Genomic DNA, 15,650 nt, shown 5'->3' on the forward strand with positions numbered 1-15,650 from the left:
CGGCCGGGCTACGCCCGACCTCCACCGCACCCAGCGCAGGGCGCTCCCCACAACCGTCCGCCTAATCTCGAAAAGGGGGTCCCTCTTCGACGCCGATACGGGGTCCCGTTTGCGCGCCGTTTGACACCTTCCCCGCAAAATCAGCCAATCCATTCCGCTACGTCAACTCATTGCCCAAGGTGATCCGCCTAGCGCCCTCGCGGCTAGCACCGGTTCAATTCCCCTGGATCACCAAGCCGTAGCTCGGTTACCCGGCCCGATAGCTCCCAACACCCACTTCAAGGGTCGGCCGCGTCCCTTTTTTGCGCTTGCCTGATCCGGGAAGAAGCATATAGCCGGAACAATAATCATATAGGATATGGAGGGATAGATGCGGACGGCCTTGATCGCTGGTTTTGCCCTGACGATAGCTGCCAGTAGCGCGCCGGCCCAGCCCGCGTCGAACCCGGCCACGCCCGCTCCTCCGGCACCCGCTGTCACCGAGGATTTCAAGCCGTCCTCGCTCAACCAGCCGGGTCAGGCCTATCCGCAGGTCAATTCGCAAGGCTATGTTCGGTTCAAGGTGAACGCGCCCGACGCGAAGGCGGTGCGCGCGACGCTCGGCCTCGGCGGGCGGGGCGGCACGGTACTGACCAAGCAGGCGGACGGATCGTGGATGGGCACATCCGAAGGGCCGCTGGATGAAGGATTTCACTATTATCATCTGAATGTCGACGGCGGCACCTTCAACGATCCGGGCGCGCAGAACTTCTATGGCAGCATCCGCTGGGAAAGCGGCATCGAAGTCCCGGCGCACGATGCGGACTTCTATGCGGTCAAGGACGTGCCGCACGGAAATGTGTCGCAGATCCTGTTTCCGTCGCCCAGCACCGGCACGCACCGCCGCGCCTTCGTCTATACGCCACCCGGCTATGACGCGAACCTCAAGCAGCGCTATCCGGTTCTCTATCTGCAGCATGGCTGGGGCGAGGATGAGACCGCTTGGTCCAATCAGGGCCATGCCAACCTCATCATGGACAATCTGATCGCCGCAGGAAAGACGCGGCCGTTCATCATTGTCATGACCTATGGCATGACCAACGACGCGCGGCCGGGCACGCTGCCGAGCTTCGACGTCAAGCCGTTCCAGACCGTGCTGGTCAACGAACTCATCCCCTATGTCGACACGCATTTCCGCACATTGTCGGACCAGAAGCATCGCGCGCTGGCCGGTCTTTCCATGGGCGGGTTCGAAACGAAGGCGATCGCGCCCGCGAACCTCGACACATTCTCCCATATCGGTCTGTTCAGCGGCGGCAGCTTCTCGCTGGACGATGTCAACAAGACGCCGGGCTTCAAGGACAAGGTGAAGCTGGTGTTCGTCAGCTTCGGCAGCCGGGAACTGGAGGGCGGCCGTGCCCGCGCGCCGGCGGGAACGCCCCGGCCCGATCCGCGCGTGGAGTCCGATGCGCTCAAGAAGGCCGGTTACCCCAGCGTCTTCTACGTGTCGCAGGACACCGCCCATGAATTCCTGTCCTGGCGGCGCAGCCTGCGGGAGTTTGCCCCGCTGCTCTTTCGCGAATAAGGCGCGAGCAGCCTGGCGCCCGCAACGGCGTCAGGCCGCCGGGTCGCCGGCCTCCGCGCCGCTCCGCAAGCGATAGCCGATCCCCAATTCGTTGGTGATGATACGGGGCTGTTGCGGGTCGGCCTCCAGCTTCTGGCGCAGGGTGCGGACCAGCACGCGCAGATACTCGATATGATGGTCATGCTCGTTCGGCCAGACTTCCGTCATGATCTGCCGATGGGTTATGACGCGGCCGGGATAGCGCGCCAGCTGGGCCAGCACGCCATATTCCTTCGGCGTCAGATGTACCTCCGCCCCGCTTCTGCGGATCATGCGCGTCAGAAGGTCGATCTCCACATCGCCCGCGCGCACAGTCGCGCTGCCGCCGTCCCGCGTGGTGCGGTTGCGCAGCGCGACCCGCACCCGCGCCAGCAGTTCATCCGTGTCGAACGGCTTGGTGAGGTAATCGTCCGCGCCAAGATCAAGCGCGGCGACCTTCTGATCGGTCGTATCCCGGGCAGACACGACGATCAGCGTAGTACCCGATTTCTGCTTGATGAGCGGCACCAGTTCCAGCCCGTCACGATCGGGCAGCCCAAGGTCCAACAGGCAGATGTCGGGCCGTTCCTCCGCCAGCCTGTCCATCGCCTCGCGCGCAGTGCCGGCCTCCACCGTCGCATAGTCGGCGCGCGTCAGGGCGGCGTGGATCAGCTTGCGGATTTGCGGTTCGTCATCGACGATCAGCACCTTGTGGCGCGACTTCATGCGATATCCTCGGCAGTGGGAGCGGACAGGATCAAGTGTTCCGGGATGGTGATGGTGAAGCAGGCACCGTGCGGATCGGCATTGTTCGCCGCCGCCACGGAAAGACCCATGGCTTCCGCAAAGCCCTTGACGATGGCAAGGCCAAGGCCGGTGCCATGCTTGATGCGGTCAGACCCTTCGAACCGGGAGAAGGTTTCGAACAATCGTTCCTCCATGCCCGGCGGGATGCCCGGTCCTTCGTCGATCACGGACAGGAGGATCGCATCGGGCGAGCGCCGCCCGCGCACCCGCACGGGCGTGCCGGGATTGGCATAGCGCCCCGTATTGTCGAGCAGATTGATCAGGCAATGGTGCAGCAGCGTCGGATCGACCTGGACAAAGGGGATGTCGGGCGAGATATCCACGAGCACCTCATGCCCCGCAAGCGATCGTCGCGTGTCGTGGACGGCGCTCGCCACCGCATCGAATAGGTCGGTGGGTTCGGCCTTCAGCGGCAACGCGCCCGCCTCCACCCGCGCCATGTCGAGCAGGTTCGCGACGAAGCGGTTGAGGCGCTGCGCCTCCATGTCCACGCTGTCGAGCAGGTCGGACGGCTGCTCGCGCTTCAGTTCATGCACCGCCGACAGGATGGTGGTCAGCGGCGTGCGCAGATCGTGACTGACCGACGAGAGCAGCGCCGAACGCAGCCGGTCTCGCTCGCGGACCTGGCGCGCGTCCAGCATCTCCTCCTCCAGCGCCATGCGATCGAAGGCGATCGAGGCCTGGTCCAGCAGGCTCATGAGCAGCGGCAGCTGGTCGGAGCGTAGCGGTTCCCCGGCATCCTCATTGGCGAGGCCAAGCACCGCCAGCACCCCGCGTGAGGTGCGCAGCGGGTGGAACAGCCAGTCGGACGCCGTTAGCGTGGACGATCCGCGCCCGGCTGGCTGGTCATTGTCCATCGCCCATTGCGCCACCGCCTTCTCGATCTGGCCCAGCCGGTCCTCCGGCGGCACCGCGGCGGCGAGTTGCGGGCCGTCGCGCGACGGCAGCAGCAGCACGGTGCGCACCGACAGCAGCCGCGCCACTTCGCCGCAGATCGCCTGCATCAGCTCCTCGCGGCTGGCGGATGCCGTAAGGCCGCGCGAAAAACCCGCCAGCGCCGCATTCTGCCGCGCGCTGGACTGGGCAAGGTCCGCCTGTGCCCGCACCCGCGCGCCGAACTGGCCGGTGACGATCGCGACGCCCAGAAACACGAGGATGCTGATGACATTTTCCGGATTGCTGACCGTCAGCGTGCCGGTGGGCGGCAGGAAGAAGAAATTATAGGCGAGGCTGGACACCGCACCCGCGAATAGACCCTCGCGCAGGCCGAAGGATGCCGCCGCGAACATCACCGGCACCAGGTAGAGCAAGGCAATGTTGCTGAGGTCGATCACTTCCAGCAGCAGCCGGCCAACCGCCGTCATCGCCGCGATCATCAGTATGGACCAGAGATAATCGAGCGGCCGGCCCCATTGGCGCGCGTTGCGCCGGGGCGGATGCTGGCGCGGCGCGGCCTTCACCTCGACGGGCAGGACATGGACGGCGACATCGCCGACGTCCCGCACCAGGCGATCGACGACCGATCCGTGGCGCAGTTCGAACCACCAGGGGCGGCTGGATTTGCCGATGACGATCTGGGTCGCGCGAACGTCCGCGGCGGCATGGCGCAGGCCTTCGACCACGGTGGGGGCAGCGATGGTTCCCGTCGTCGCGCCCAGCCGCGAGGCGAGCGCCATCGTATCGGCCAGTTGCGCCCGCTCCTCCGGCGTCAGCGCCAGGCTGCGCTGCGTTTCGATATGGATGGCGGACCAGCGCGCCTTGAGCGCATCCGCCAGCCGCTTGGCCGCACGGACCAGCCCCTGCGCGCCGGGAGCCTCGCTGATCGCGACCAGCACACGCTCTCCGGCCGCGAAACTGCCCGCCAGCGCATGGGCGCGGACATAGTCCAGCATCTGCGCGTCCACCGCCTGCGCTGCACGGCGCAGCGCCATTTCACGCAGGGCGGTGAGATTGGACTTGGAGAAGAAATGGTTGAGCGCCCGGCTCGCCTCCGCCGGGATGTAGACCTTGCCGTCCTTCAACCGCTCGATCAGCTCGTCTGGCGGTATGTCGATCACCTCTATCTCCGCCATCTCCAATATGGCGTCCGGTACCGTTTCCCGCACCCGTACGCGGGTGAAGGACGCGACGACATCGTTGAGGCTCTCGACATGCTGGATATTGACGGTCGAATAGACGTCGATCCCCGCGTCCATCAGTTCCTCGACATCCTGGTAGCGTTTGGGGTGGCGGCTGCCGGGCGCATTGCTGTGGGCGAGTTCGTCCACCAGCACCAGTCGCGGCGCGCGGGCGAGGATCGCGTCCAGGTCCATCTCGTGCAGCTGCCGTCCGGCGTGATCGACGGCGCGGCGGGGAATGACCTCATGCCCATGCAGCAGCGCTTCGGTTTCGCGCCGTCCGTGCGTTTCGACCACGCCGACCACGACATCCACGCCGGCCTTCAGCCGCTGCATCCCGCCCGTCAGCATCTCATATGTCTTGCCTACGCCCGGCGCCGCGCCGAGGAATATCTTCAGGCGACCGCGACCTTCCTGCGCCGCCTGGCGCAGGAAGGCCTCCGGATCGCGTCGGGCGGGATCAGTCATCAAATATTGCTAGCGCCAATCGCATCCAGCCGTCGATTGATTTCCAGCACATTGACGCGTGGCTCGCCGATAAAGCCCAGCAGCGGCCGTTCGATGCTGGCGCTTACCAGCGCGCCCACCCTGTCCGGTGCAATGCCGCGTGCCCGTGCCACCCTGCCGACCTGATAAAATGCCGCGTCGGGGCTGATATGGGGGTCAAGCCCCGACGCAGAGGCAGTCACCAGATCGGACGGAACAACAGGATCAGGTGAGGTGCGGTTGGCGGCGATGTCCTGCTTCACCCGGTCCGCGAGCGCGCGCGATGTGGGACCAAGGTTGGAGCCGGACGAGGCCATGGCATCATAGCCCTTGCCCGCCGCCGAAGGACGAGGGTGGAAATAGCGGTCGCTGGCAAAGGCCTGGCCGATGAGCGCGGAGCCCATGACCCTGCCGTCCTGTCGGATCAGGCTGCCGTTCGCCTGCGCCGGGAAGACCAGTTGGCCGATCCCGGTCAGCGCCAGCGGATAGGCGATGCCCAGCAGCAGCGCGAACAGCAAAGTCATCACGAGCGCCGGACGCAACGCGGTAAAGATATCCTTGTTCATTGGAGGCACTCCTCAGGCAAGGCCAAGGCCGTTGACGGCCAGGTCGATGAGCTTGATGCCCACGAACGGGGCGATCAGGCCGCCAAGGCCGTAGATGGCGAGATTGCGGGCGAGCAGCGGCCCCGCGCCGATGGGACGATAGGTCACGCCCTTGAGCGCCAGCGGCACCAGCAGCGGGATGATGATCGCGTTGAAGATGATCGCCGACAGGATCGCGCTCTGCGGCGTGGCGAGCCCCATCAGGTTCAGCACGCCAAGGCCCGGATAGAGCGCGACGAACATCGCCGGGATGATCGCGAAATATTTGGCGACGTCATTGGCGACGGAAAAGGTCGTGAGCGCACCGCGCGTCATGAGGAGCTGCTTGCCCAAACCCACCACCTCGATCAGCTTGGTCGGGTCGCTGTCCAAGTCGACCATGTTCCCAGCCTCACGCGCGGCCTGCGTGCCGGTGTTCATCGCCACGCCGACGTCGGCCTGCGCCAGCGCGGGCGCATCGTTAGTGCCGTCGCCGCACATGGCGACCAGCCGCCCGCCCTCCTGCTCCTTGCGGATCAGCGCCAACTTGTCCTCCGGCGTCGCCTGGGCGAGGAAATCGTCCACCCCCGCCTCGGCCGCGATCGATGCGGCGGTCAGTGGATTATCGCCGGTGATCATGACGGTGCGGATACCCATGGCGCGCAGCTCGCCGAAGCGTTCGCGGATACCCGCCTTCACGATATCCTTGAGGAAGATCGCGCCCATCAGAACGCCGTCCCACTCGACCGCGAGCGGCGTGCCGCCGGCGCGGGCGATCTCGTCGGTGATGCGGCGCAGTTCGGTTGCCGTCGGCGTGGCGGCAGCTTCAGGAACCGCCTTCAGGATCGAATCCACGGCGCCCTTCCGAACGGTCGATCCGCCGATCTTCACCCCTGACACGCGCGTCTGCGCCGTGAAGGGAACGACCTCCGCGCCGTCCGGCAGCGCGGTCAGGGTCTGGCCGAAGGAGTCGCGTGCCAGCACGACGATCGAGCGGCCCTCCGGCGTTTCGTCTGCTAGGCTCGCTAGCAGGGCGGCTTCGGCAAGCTGTGCGACGGATGCGCCGCCCATCGGACGGAACTCGGTCGCCTGCCGGTCGCCCACGGTGATCGTGCCGGTCTTGTCGAGCAGCAACACGTCGATGTCGCCCGCCGCCTCCACCGCACGGCCCGACTTCGCCAGCACGTTGAACCGCACCAGCCGGTCCATGCCCGCAATGCCGATGGCCGACAGCAGCGCGGCGATGGTTGTGGGAATGAGCGTGATGAGCAGCGCCGCGAGGATCGCGACGGGGATCGCGCCGCCGGCATAGCTGGCGAAGGCGGGGATCGTCCCCACGGCGATCAGGAAGATGATGGTCAGCCCGACCAGCAGCAGCGTCAGCGCAATTTCGTTCGGCGTCTTCTGTCGCTCGGCGCCCTCGACCAGCGCGATCATCCGGTCGAGGAACCCCTGCCCCGGATTGACGGTCACACGAACGCGTATCTCGTCGGAAATGACGCGGGTGCCGGCGGTGACGGCGGAACGGTCCCCGCCCGCCTCGCGGATGACGGGCGCGCTTTCGCCTGTGATCGCGGCTTCGTTGACCGATGCGACGCCGGACACGACCTCGCCGTCCGCCGGGATCAGGTCGCCGGTCTCGACCAGCACGACATCTCCCATGCGCAGGGCGCTGGCGGGGACTTGCTCGACATCCCGTCCGTCGCCCTTCAGGCGCTTGGCGGTCAGTTCCGCCTTGGTCGCGCGCAGCGAGGCGGCCTGCGCCTTGCCGCGCCCTTCGGCCAGCGCCTCGGCGATGGTGCCGAACAGGACGGTCAGCCAGAGCCAGACGACCAGTTGCAGCTTGAAGCCGGTGGCAAGGCCATCATGACTCACGCCAAGCAGCACGGTCAGGAGCAGCGCCACCACGGCGGTGGTGAACATCACCGGATTGCGTATCAGTTGGCGGGGATCGAGTTTGCGGAAGGCGTCACTGATCGCGGGAAGGATCAGGTCGGCGGTGAAGAGCGATTTGGACGCTGTGCGTGCCATGGTCAGGCTCCGGTGCTTTAGAAGGTCTGGCCGTGGATCATCGCGAGATGATCGGCGATCGGCCCGAGGGCGAGGCTCGGCAGAAAGGTCAGGCCGCCAAGGATCAGGATGATGCCCACCAGCAGACCGGTCCACAGCGGGCCGGTCGTCGGGAAGCTGCCGGCAGTTTCCGGCGTATATTTCTTCGCCGCCAGCCCGCCGGCGATCGCCAGCATGGGCACGATGACGAAGAAGCGGCCGATCCACATCGCAACGCCCAGCAGGCCGTCGTAGAAGGGCGTGTTGGCGGTGAGACCAGCGAAGGCCGACCCGTTGTTGCCGACGCCGGAGGTGAAGGCATACAGCATTTCACTGAACCCGTGCGGTCCCTTGTTCAGCGGCCCGGCAAGCCCGGCGGGCAGCACGCTCGCGACGGCGGTGAAACCCAGGATGACGAGCGGCAACACCGCGATCGCCAGTACGGCGAGCTTCACCTCGTGGCTCTCGATCTTCTTGCCGACATATTCGGGCGTGCGTCCCACCATCAGGCCCGCGACGAACACGGCGAGGATCGCGAACAGCAGGAAGCCATAAATGCCGGCCCCCACGCCGCCGACGACCACTTCGCCAAGCTGGATGTTCAGTAGTGGGATCATGCCGCCGAGCGCCGTGAAGCTGTCATGCATGGCGTTGACCGCGCCGCAGCTTGCCGCCGTGGTGATGACGGAGAAGAGCGCGGAGGCGGCGATGCCGAAGCGCACCTCCTTCCCCTCCATATTGCCGCCCATGGCGCCCAGCTGGTGCAGGACCGGATTGCCGGTTCCTTCCTGCCAATAGGTGATGGTGACGCCGATCAGGAAGATCGTCAGCATCGCGGCCAGGATGGCCCAGCCCTGGCGGACATTGCCCACCGCCTTGCCGAAACAATAGGTCAGGCCGACGCCGATCGCGAAGATCGACAGCATCTGGACGAAGTTGGTGAGCGCAGTAGGATTTTCGAACGGATGCGCCGAGTTGGCGTTGAAGAAGCCGCCGCCGTTGGTGCCCAGCATCTTGATCGCTTCCTGGCTGGCGACCGGCCCCAGCGCGATCGTCTGCCCCGCGCCTTCCAGCGTTGTGGCGTCGACCGATCCGGCCAGCGTCTGCGGCACGCCGCTCGCGATCAGGAATAGGGCATAGACGACGCAGAGCGGGAGCAGCAGATACAGCGTCACGCGCGTGATGTCCGCCCAGAAGTTGCCGATGCCCGCCGCCTCACGCCGGGCGAAGCCGCGGAACAGGGCAAAGGCGAGCGCGATGCCCGTCGCCGAAGACAGGAAGTTGTGGATGGTGAGCGCCAGCATCTGGCTGAGGTTCGACATGGTCGATTCCCCGCTGTAGCTCTGCCAGTTGGTGTTGGTCGTGAAGCTGACAGCGGTGTTGAAAGACAGATGCTCGCTCGTCCCGGCAAAGCCCAGCGGGTTGAGCGGCAACACCGCTTGGAGCCGCAACAGTGCATAGGTGAAGAGCAGCAGCACCACGTTGAAGATCAGCATGTGCGCCGCGTAGCGCCGCCAGCCCTGTTCCTGCGCGGGATCGATGCCGGACAGGCGGTAGAAGCCCCGCTCCACCGGCCCGAGCAGGCGGTGCAACGGCGTGTTTCGCCCTTCATAGAGCGCGAAGAGCCAAAGGCCGATCGGCTTCACCAACGCCAGCGTTATGCCGACGAAGGCAAGGATCAGCAGCCATCCCTGAAAAGTCATGATGTCGCTCCCTTCGGTCAGAAGCGTTCGGGCCGCGCGAGCACGGCGACGAGATAGAGAAGAAGGCCGGCGGCGGTCAGCGCGGCCAGCCAGAGGTCCAGCGTCATGATCATTCCCTCTTTGAAGGTCAGGCGCGCTCGCACAGCGCCGCGTAGCCGAGCGTCGCCGCCAGCAAGCCCAGCGTCAGGGCGATCCAGTAAATGTCCTGCATGTCATCGTCTCCGCGGGCGAGGCCGCGGTGGTGCGGCCGATTCCCATGCCGCGTGGTAATTAGGCCAGAGCGTCGTTTATTTTCGAGAGACAGGAGATACGGGCCGCATAGTATTTGCATATGATTGGCGCGGAATCCGGCGTCTCCCGCGCCGTGCCGGTCGTCGAAGCGATTGCGCCGTCCAGGCAACGACTGTATCGCCTGCGCCATCGCGGGCCGGCAACGGTTCGCGAAAAGGGGGATTTGTCATTCCGATGAACGACCGGATCAGGCGATCGCGAAGCGCGAAAGGGCTTTTCGCCCTGTTGCTGCTATGCGCGCTCGCCGTCCGGGTGGCGATCCCGACCGGCTTCATGCCGGCTCACGGCGTCCACGGACTCGTCATCACCCTTTGCACCGGGCAGGGTGCGGTCAAGGCCGTGCTGCCCATCGAAAAGCACGGCGGCCTGCCCGATCATCTGGGCAAGGCGGGCGATTGCGCCTTTTCTATCGGGCTGGGCGGCGGGCTGATCGTTCCACCCCTCGTGTCGATGCCCGTTATCGCGAGGGCATTGCCGCTGCTGATCGCCAGCCGCGCGATCGCGGACCTCACCGTCCACCGCCTCGCCGCGCCCCCGCCCCCGGCCCAGGCCCCGCCCCCGCGCCTGTAACGCACAGCCGCGCGGCCGACGAAGCGACGCTCGTTTGCCGCAGGATAGCTTGGGGGTGTTCCCCTCGGGCTTGCCGCCAGTTCCCGTATGGGCTGAGCGAAACGGGTTTTCATCATGCTCCCAAATTCACGCGGTCGGCCAGCCATGGCTTCACGCATGCGCACCGTGCTGCGGCGGGTCCATATGTGGATCGGCCTAGGCGCCGGACTGTTATTCGTCCTGCTGGGCCTGACCGGATCGGCGCTGGTCTTCTATCAGGAGATCGACGCCCTGCTGCACCCCCAGATCCGGGTGGAGGCCACCACGCCTGCTCTCGGCTGGTCCTCGCCGGTCTGGGATCGGGCGCTCGCCACCGTGCGTGCGCGCTGGCCGGGTGATCAAGGGCAATGGCGGTTCGAGGCCAGCGACGCCCCCGGCCCCATCGCCGCGCGCCATTATCCCGGCGGCCCGTCCAGCGGCCATATCAGCAAGCGCATGATGGTCTGGCTCTCGCCCGACGGCGGCCGGATCCTGCGCCACGATCGCTGGGGCGATTATGCGATGAGCTGGATCTACGAGCTGCACATGGACCTGCTGTCGGGAGAAACTGGGCACAGTATCGTGGGATGGTCTGGCGTCCTGCTCCTGCTGCTGCTGTTCAGCGGCCTTACGGCATGGTGGCCGCGGGGAAGCTGGCGCAAGGCGATCGCCTTCAAGCGCGACGCCGCGCCCATCCGGCGGCTCTACGACATCCATAAGCTCGTGGGCCTTGCCGCGCTGCCGCTGCTGATGCTGTTTGCCGTCACCGGTTTCATGCTCGCGCTGCCGGCGCTGGGCGATCGGATGCTGGCGCGCGTGGCGGGACCGATAGACGTCCAGCCGGTCACGCGATCCACCCCCCGCCCCGGCGCGCCTGTCCCGCTCGCGACTGCCCTCGCGGTAGGGCATCGCGCGCTGCCAGGCGCGCGCCTCGCCTGGATAGAGGTGCCCCCGCCCGGAACCGGCGTCATCCGTCTGCGCGTACAGGTGCTGGGCGACCCCAGCCGCCGTTTCCCGCATAGCTACATCCATGTTGATCAATATAGCGGCGCAGTGCTGGCCGTGTTCGACGCGCGGAGGCACGGCCTTTCGACCCAGGTCAACAATTGGCTCCATCCGCTGCACGACGCCTCGGTCGGGGGTCTCGCGACGCGGCTGATCGCCTTTGTCGCCGGCTTCCTTCCAGCCCTTCTCTTCGTCACCGGATCGCTGCGCTGGGCCGGGCGCAACCGCCGCCGGCCGCACCTTTCTTTTTAGAGAGACCCGATTTGATGCACCCGCCCCTTCTCGCCTTTGCCGCCACCCTCGTTACGAAGGCGAATATTCGGGTATCCGACCACCAACATCTATGTCGGTGCGCAGCGCAGCGTGGAACTGGCGCTCGCCACCTATTTCTGATCGGATCAGCCGTGCACCCCGGTCCACAGGAAGACGAGCAGCGCGCCAGCGATGAAGGCGAACAGCAGGTAGAGGGCAAGGCGCGGCACGGCTTTGCGGGCGGGATTGTCGTTCTGGCGGGGCATGATTGTCCTTTGCGGCGAGGGTTTTGCCCCATCAACGCATCAGAGCCCCGCCGTGTCCGCGGTCCACTCGCGCCGTAGGTCAGGGCGCGGCGGCACCCTTTGTTTCCCGCCCGGCTTCGGCTGCGGCCAAGACGCGCAGCACGTTGCCCGACCAGATTTTCTGCACGTCCGCCTCGCTATAGCCCGCCTTCAGCAGCGCGGCGGTGATCTTGGGCAGGTCGACCACATCCTCCATGCCCACGACGCCGCCGCCGCCGTCCCAGTCCGCGCCGATGCCGACATGATCCGGCCCTACAACCTTCAAGGCATGGAGCATGTGCGCCATGAAATCGTCGAAGGTCGCCCGGTCGGTTTCCGGATAGAGGCGATCGATCTCCTGCCGCTTGGCGAGCAGCGCGGCCCGCGCCTCCGCCGACATTTTCGCGTCCTCTCGCATCTGTCCCATCAGCGCCTGCATCGCCTTCTGCCGCTCGGGGTTCGGCTTCAACGCCTTCAGGTAGCCGCCATAGGCGTTCATCTGGATGACACCGCCCTTGGCCGCCAGCGCCTTCAGATGATCGTCGTCGATGTTGCGGGGATGGTGGTAGATCGCCTTACACCCCGAATGGGTCAGAAGGACCGGCGTGGTGGAGAGCGCCAGCAGATCGTCCAGCACCTGATCGCTGCTGTGCGACGCGTCCGGCACGATGCCGAGGCGGTTCATCTCCTTCAGCAATTCCTTGCCCAGCGGCGAGAGCCCGCCATAGCGCGGCTTCTTCGACGGGTCGGTGGAACTGTCCGCGAACTGATTATGCGCAAAATGCGCAAAGCCTGATACGCGCACGCCCATGTCGTAGAAGGTCTTGAGCAGCGACACGTCCTCGCCCAGCGGATAGGCGTTCTCGATCGACATATAGACGATCCGCTTGCCCGCCGCCGCGATGGGCGCGGCGTCCTTTGCCTCCGTCGCCAAAGCGAAATTGTCCGGGTCCGCCGCCACCATCGACCGGATCGACATGCCGCGCAGCAGCGCGAAGTCGCGCGACTTGCGGAATCCCTCGATGGTCAGCGGCCCTTGCGGCGTGTAGATCGCCCAGAAACCGCCATCCAGCCCGCCCTTCTTCATGCGCGGCAGGTCGACCTGCGTATAGTCGCTATGGACGCCATGCTCGTCCTCGATCGACCAGCCCGGCAGGTCCAGCGAGGCGGGCGTGTCGAGATGGCTGTCGAGCGTCACCAGCCGCTGGTGAAGCTGATAGTCCTTCTTCGACACCACCGGCCCCTGCGCCTGCGCCGTCATAGGAAAGAGCGCGGCCAATGCCACGCTCACCATATATTTGCCCCGCATCAAATCTCGCCCGTGATCGTGAACTGGAAGGTGCGCGGCGACAGCGGCCGGAAGCTGCCGTCGCCGGTCACCGACGAGGAGATGTAGGACAAAGTATCCTTGTCGAACAGATTGTCGACGTTGAGCCGCGCCTTGATGCTCTTGACCGGGCCGAAGCTCCAGCCGTCGCCAATGTCGACATAGGCGCTGAACACGGTGAAGCCCTTCACGCTCGATCCCGGTGCATTGGTGAAGGTCGACCAGCGCTTCGAGGTATATTTGCCCGAGATATTGCCGACGAGCCAGCTCGCTGGCTCCACCGTCACGCCGCCGCTGACGATCCATTTGGCGCTGTCGGGAATATATTTGTCAGCGATCAGGATCGGCGTGGAGGCCGGAATGTCATCCTTGAACTTGGCGTTGTTGTAGGTGACGTTGAGGTTGCCATAGGCAAGGCCGTTCAGGAAAGACGGCTTGTAGGTTCCGGCAAATTCGACGCCGTAGGAACGGACGCGGCCAACATTCTGGAAGAAGGTTTCGGTTGCCGAACCACCGCCTTGCACGAACGTCGTGATCGACTGGATGCGGTTCTTGAACTTCGTATAGAAGCCCGCGAGCGACGCGTAGAGCTGTCCCTGGTTGGTACGGATGCCGACTTCCATGTTGGTGGAGCGTTCGGCATCGGGCTGCGGCACCAGCGCGCCGCCGGGCCGGATCACCGAATAGATGTCATCCATCCCCTTGGGCAACGCCATATTCTCGGCATAGGAAGCAAAGACCTGCGTGCGGCCGTCGATCTTGTAGAGCAGGCCCGCCATCGGCAGGAAGAAATCTCGATACTGCGCCCGGTTCGACTTCGGTCCCCAGCCTGCAATGCCCCTCGTGGCGAGGCCGGTCCCGGTCGTGCGGTAATAATCATCGAAATCCCGATACCCGCGATAGCTATAGTCCAGCATCAGCCCTTTAAAGCCGAGATCGAGCACGAGCCGCTCGTCAGCCAGCTTGAGCGTGTCCTTCAGAAAGACCTGAAGCGTGTCGCGCTTCGACCGGTAGTCACGGCGCAGATATACCAGTTCATCAAGGTTGGGTTGACCAGCCGGCGAGCCATCCAGCGTATTGTAGCGCGCTTGGGTACGATGATATTTGTCCACCTCCGCCCAAAGGCCAGCTTCGATGGCGTTGCTCCCCATTTCCCAGTGCAGCTTGCTGGTAATGCCGTAACGATCGCCGCCTACGCCGGACAGCCCATATTGCACACCCTTCGGGGCGAAAACAGGCAGCCCTGCGTCAGCCTGATAGAGATAGCGCAAATAGCTGTTCAGGGTGGAACCAGTGGTTCCGCGGACGGTGCTGCCATAAGCATCAGGCGACACCCCATAACCGTCCTTGTTCTCCCAGTAGAGCGTCGATTCCGCCCACACGCCTTCGGCAATCCCGGCATGGAAGGTCGCGCCATAGAGCTTGTCCTTGCGCACGTTGATGGCGAGGTTGTAAACGGCGGTGTAAGCGCTGTTAGAATAATAGATTCCTGAAGCCAGAGGGTTGGGCGTGAAGCCCGGCGTCGTGTTCGGCACATTCTCGATATAGGCGAAATCGCGGCCGCACGCGCCGACCACGCTGCGCACGGTGCAGTTGTACTGCGCGCGGCTGATGGTCGGAGAGTCATAGTCGAAAAAGTCGTTCGACACGAACTTGAACCGCGCCCAGCTGTCGCCGCCAAGGTCCGCGTGGATCTGACCTTCCCAATGCTCGCGGTCGACCGATCCGGGGCCGCGCCACAGATCGCTGTCCAGCTTGGTGCGGCTGACATAGGCGCGGAACGGGCCGACTTGGCCCGTGCTTGCGCGGATGAAGGTGCGCTTCATGTTGAAGTCGCCAAAGCTCTGCGACACGAAGAGGCCCATCTCCTCCTGCGGGGCGATGCTGTTATACTGCACCACCGGGCCAAGCGTCGAATAGCTGGGCAGCGACACGTCGCCCGCGCCGATCGCAGCTTCGACCACGCCTAGATTTTCATTATCGACGTAACGGAACACCGGGCTACCGCCGAACGCGTCGCTGCGGCCGGTGGGGATGCCGTCCACGACGAAGCCGATCTGGTCCAGGTTGAAGGCGCGCGTCTGCACGCTGTTGCCGAATTCGTAGAGGCCGAGCGCGCCGTCGGTCTGCACGTTGAAGCCCGGCAGCTGCTCCAGCATCTTTAGGCCCGAAATACCCGACGGCGCAGACAGGAGCGCTTCGCGCGTCACCGCCACGACGTTGGTGACCTTGTCCTCGCCGATCGCTTCGGAAGACTGGGAAATACGCCGCCCCGTAACGGTGATGAGGCCTTCGTCGCCTTCCACCGGCTCCTGCGCATGGGCGATGCCCATGACGGCGGCGGCACACGCGGTCAGCAGCGCGGCGCGGGAGGACAGGCGGACGGTGGAGGATACGAACATCGAAATTTGGCTCCCTGTTTCACAACGAGCCGATCAGGCGGCGCACGGTCGCGCCACACCCCTCCTGCGCGCACGAGCCAAGGCGGCCGGCGCATTATAGTTTTCTTGTGAAACGAGAATGGCGACGGAGTCCGCCACCGACCAATGACGATTTCTCAGCCGTCCGCGCCGCG

General features: G+C 65.2%; 12 protein-coding genes. 3 read left to right on the forward strand and 9 right to left on the reverse strand.

Annotated features, from left to right (window positions below):
- Positions 1 to 370: 370 nt before the first annotated feature.
- Entirely contained in the window at positions 371 to 1,564 is a 1,194-nt protein-coding gene (locus tag ACFQ24_RS09080) for an alpha/beta hydrolase (protein WP_380910497.1), read from the forward strand.
- A 30-nt stretch (positions 1,565 to 1,594) separates the two neighbouring features.
- Here ACFQ24_RS09080 and ACFQ24_RS09085 read toward each other — a convergent pair whose 3' ends face one another.
- Genes ACFQ24_RS09085 through ACFQ24_RS09115 form a run of 7 tightly spaced genes read right to left on the reverse strand, consistent with a single transcriptional unit; the run spans position 1,595 to position 9,749 of the window.
- Complete coding sequence (locus ACFQ24_RS09085; protein ID WP_380910498.1) at positions 1,595 to 2,308, reverse strand: response regulator; 714 nt, start codon at positions 2,306 to 2,308, stop codon at positions 1,595 to 1,597.
- A complete protein-coding gene (locus tag ACFQ24_RS09090) occupies positions 2,305 to 4,974 on the reverse strand; it encodes a DUF4118 domain-containing protein (RefSeq protein WP_380910500.1) in 2,670 nt (889 codons plus the stop codon). Before ACFQ24_RS09090 ends, ACFQ24_RS09085 begins: the two co-directional genes overlap by 4 nt.
- Positions 4,974 to 5,558, reverse strand: a complete 585-nt coding sequence (gene kdpC, locus ACFQ24_RS09095; RefSeq protein WP_380910502.1) for a potassium-transporting ATPase subunit KdpC — start codon at positions 5,556 to 5,558, stop codon at positions 4,974 to 4,976. Before kdpC ends, ACFQ24_RS09090 begins: the two co-directional genes overlap by 1 nt.
- 12 nt (positions 5,559 to 5,570) lie before the next feature.
- Positions 5,571 to 7,607 carry a potassium-transporting ATPase subunit KdpB gene (gene kdpB / locus ACFQ24_RS09100; RefSeq protein ID WP_380910504.1) on the reverse strand — a complete coding sequence of 679 codons (2,037 nt, stop codon included), beginning with the start codon at positions 7,605 to 7,607 and terminating at the stop codon, positions 5,571 to 5,573.
- Between the two features lie 17 nt (positions 7,608 to 7,624).
- Complete coding sequence (gene kdpA, locus ACFQ24_RS09105) at positions 7,625 to 9,328, reverse strand: potassium-transporting ATPase subunit KdpA (protein ID WP_380910506.1); 1,704 nt, start codon at positions 9,326 to 9,328, stop codon at positions 7,625 to 7,627.
- A gap of 17 nt (positions 9,329 to 9,345) precedes the next feature.
- On the reverse strand, positions 9,346 to 9,435 hold the full coding sequence (locus tag ACFQ24_RS09110; RefSeq protein WP_066767308.1) for a potassium-transporting ATPase subunit F: 90 nt from the start codon (positions 9,433 to 9,435) through the stop codon (positions 9,346 to 9,348).
- 20 nt (positions 9,436 to 9,455) lie between these two features.
- Positions 9,456 to 9,749, reverse strand: a complete 294-nt coding sequence (locus tag ACFQ24_RS09115) for a hypothetical protein (RefSeq protein ID WP_380910508.1) — start codon at positions 9,747 to 9,749, stop codon at positions 9,456 to 9,458.
- Between the two features lie 44 nt (positions 9,750 to 9,793).
- Between ACFQ24_RS09115 and ACFQ24_RS09120 the strand changes: the two genes are divergently transcribed.
- Positions 9,794 to 10,189, forward strand: coding sequence for a hypothetical protein (locus ACFQ24_RS09120; protein WP_380910510.1), 396 nt, complete (start codon positions 9,794 to 9,796; stop codon positions 10,187 to 10,189).
- Positions 10,190 to 10,345: 156 nt separating this feature from the next.
- Positions 10,346 to 11,464, forward strand: coding sequence for a PepSY-associated TM helix domain-containing protein (locus ACFQ24_RS09125; protein ID WP_380910512.1), 1,119 nt, complete (start codon positions 10,346 to 10,348; stop codon positions 11,462 to 11,464).
- A 345-nt stretch (positions 11,465 to 11,809) separates the two neighbouring features.
- Here ACFQ24_RS09125 and ACFQ24_RS09130 read toward each other — a convergent pair whose 3' ends face one another.
- Both ACFQ24_RS09130 and ACFQ24_RS09135 read right to left on the reverse strand, forming a co-directional pair.
- Positions 11,810 to 13,057 (reverse strand): dipeptidase, encoded by a 1,248-nt coding sequence (locus tag ACFQ24_RS09130; RefSeq protein ID WP_380910514.1) that lies wholly within the window; start codon positions 13,055 to 13,057, stop codon positions 11,810 to 11,812.
- Positions 13,057 to 15,477, reverse strand: coding sequence for a TonB-dependent receptor (locus tag ACFQ24_RS09135; protein ID WP_380910516.1), 2,421 nt, complete (start codon positions 15,475 to 15,477; stop codon positions 13,057 to 13,059). Before ACFQ24_RS09135 ends, ACFQ24_RS09130 begins: the two co-directional genes overlap by 1 nt.
- Between the last annotated feature and the right edge of the window lie 173 nt (positions 15,478 to 15,650).

Source organism: Sphingobium olei (genome assembly GCF_042678845.1).
Taxonomy (GTDB): Bacteria; Pseudomonadota; Alphaproteobacteria; order Sphingomonadales; family Sphingomonadaceae; genus Sphingobium; species Sphingobium olei.

Coding starts and splice junctions, on each gene's coding strand:
- ACFQ24_RS09080 (WP_380910497.1), top strand. CDS start 371: ATGCGGACGGCCTTGATCGCTGGTTTTGCCCTGACGATAGCTGCCAGT.
- ACFQ24_RS09085 (WP_380910498.1), bottom strand. CDS start 2,308: ATGAAGTCGCGCCACAAGGTGCTGATCGTCGATGACGAACCGCAAATC.
- ACFQ24_RS09090 (WP_380910500.1), bottom strand. CDS start 4,974: ATGACTGATCCCGCCCGACGCGATCCGGAGGCCTTCCTGCGCCAGGCG.
- kdpC (WP_380910502.1), bottom strand. CDS start 5,558: ATGAACAAGGATATCTTTACCGCGTTGCGTCCGGCGCTCGTGATGACT.
- kdpB (WP_380910504.1), bottom strand. CDS start 7,607: ATGGCACGCACAGCGTCCAAATCGCTCTTCACCGCCGACCTGATCCTT.
- kdpA (WP_380910506.1), bottom strand. CDS start 9,328: ATGACTTTTCAGGGATGGCTGCTGATCCTTGCCTTCGTCGGCATAACG.
- ACFQ24_RS09110 (WP_066767308.1), bottom strand. CDS start 9,435: ATGACGCTGGACCTCTGGCTGGCCGCGCTGACCGCCGCCGGCCTTCTT.
- ACFQ24_RS09115 (WP_380910508.1), bottom strand. CDS start 9,749: ATGGCGCAGGCGATACAGTCGTTGCCTGGACGGCGCAATCGCTTCGAC.
- ACFQ24_RS09120 (WP_380910510.1), top strand. CDS start 9,794: ATGAACGACCGGATCAGGCGATCGCGAAGCGCGAAAGGGCTTTTCGCC.
- ACFQ24_RS09125 (WP_380910512.1), top strand. CDS start 10,346: ATGCGCACCGTGCTGCGGCGGGTCCATATGTGGATCGGCCTAGGCGCC.
- ACFQ24_RS09130 (WP_380910514.1), bottom strand. CDS start 13,057: ATGCGGGGCAAATATATGGTGAGCGTGGCATTGGCCGCGCTCTTTCCT.
- ACFQ24_RS09135 (WP_380910516.1), bottom strand. CDS start 15,477: ATGTTCGTATCCTCCACCGTCCGCCTGTCCTCCCGCGCCGCGCTGCTG.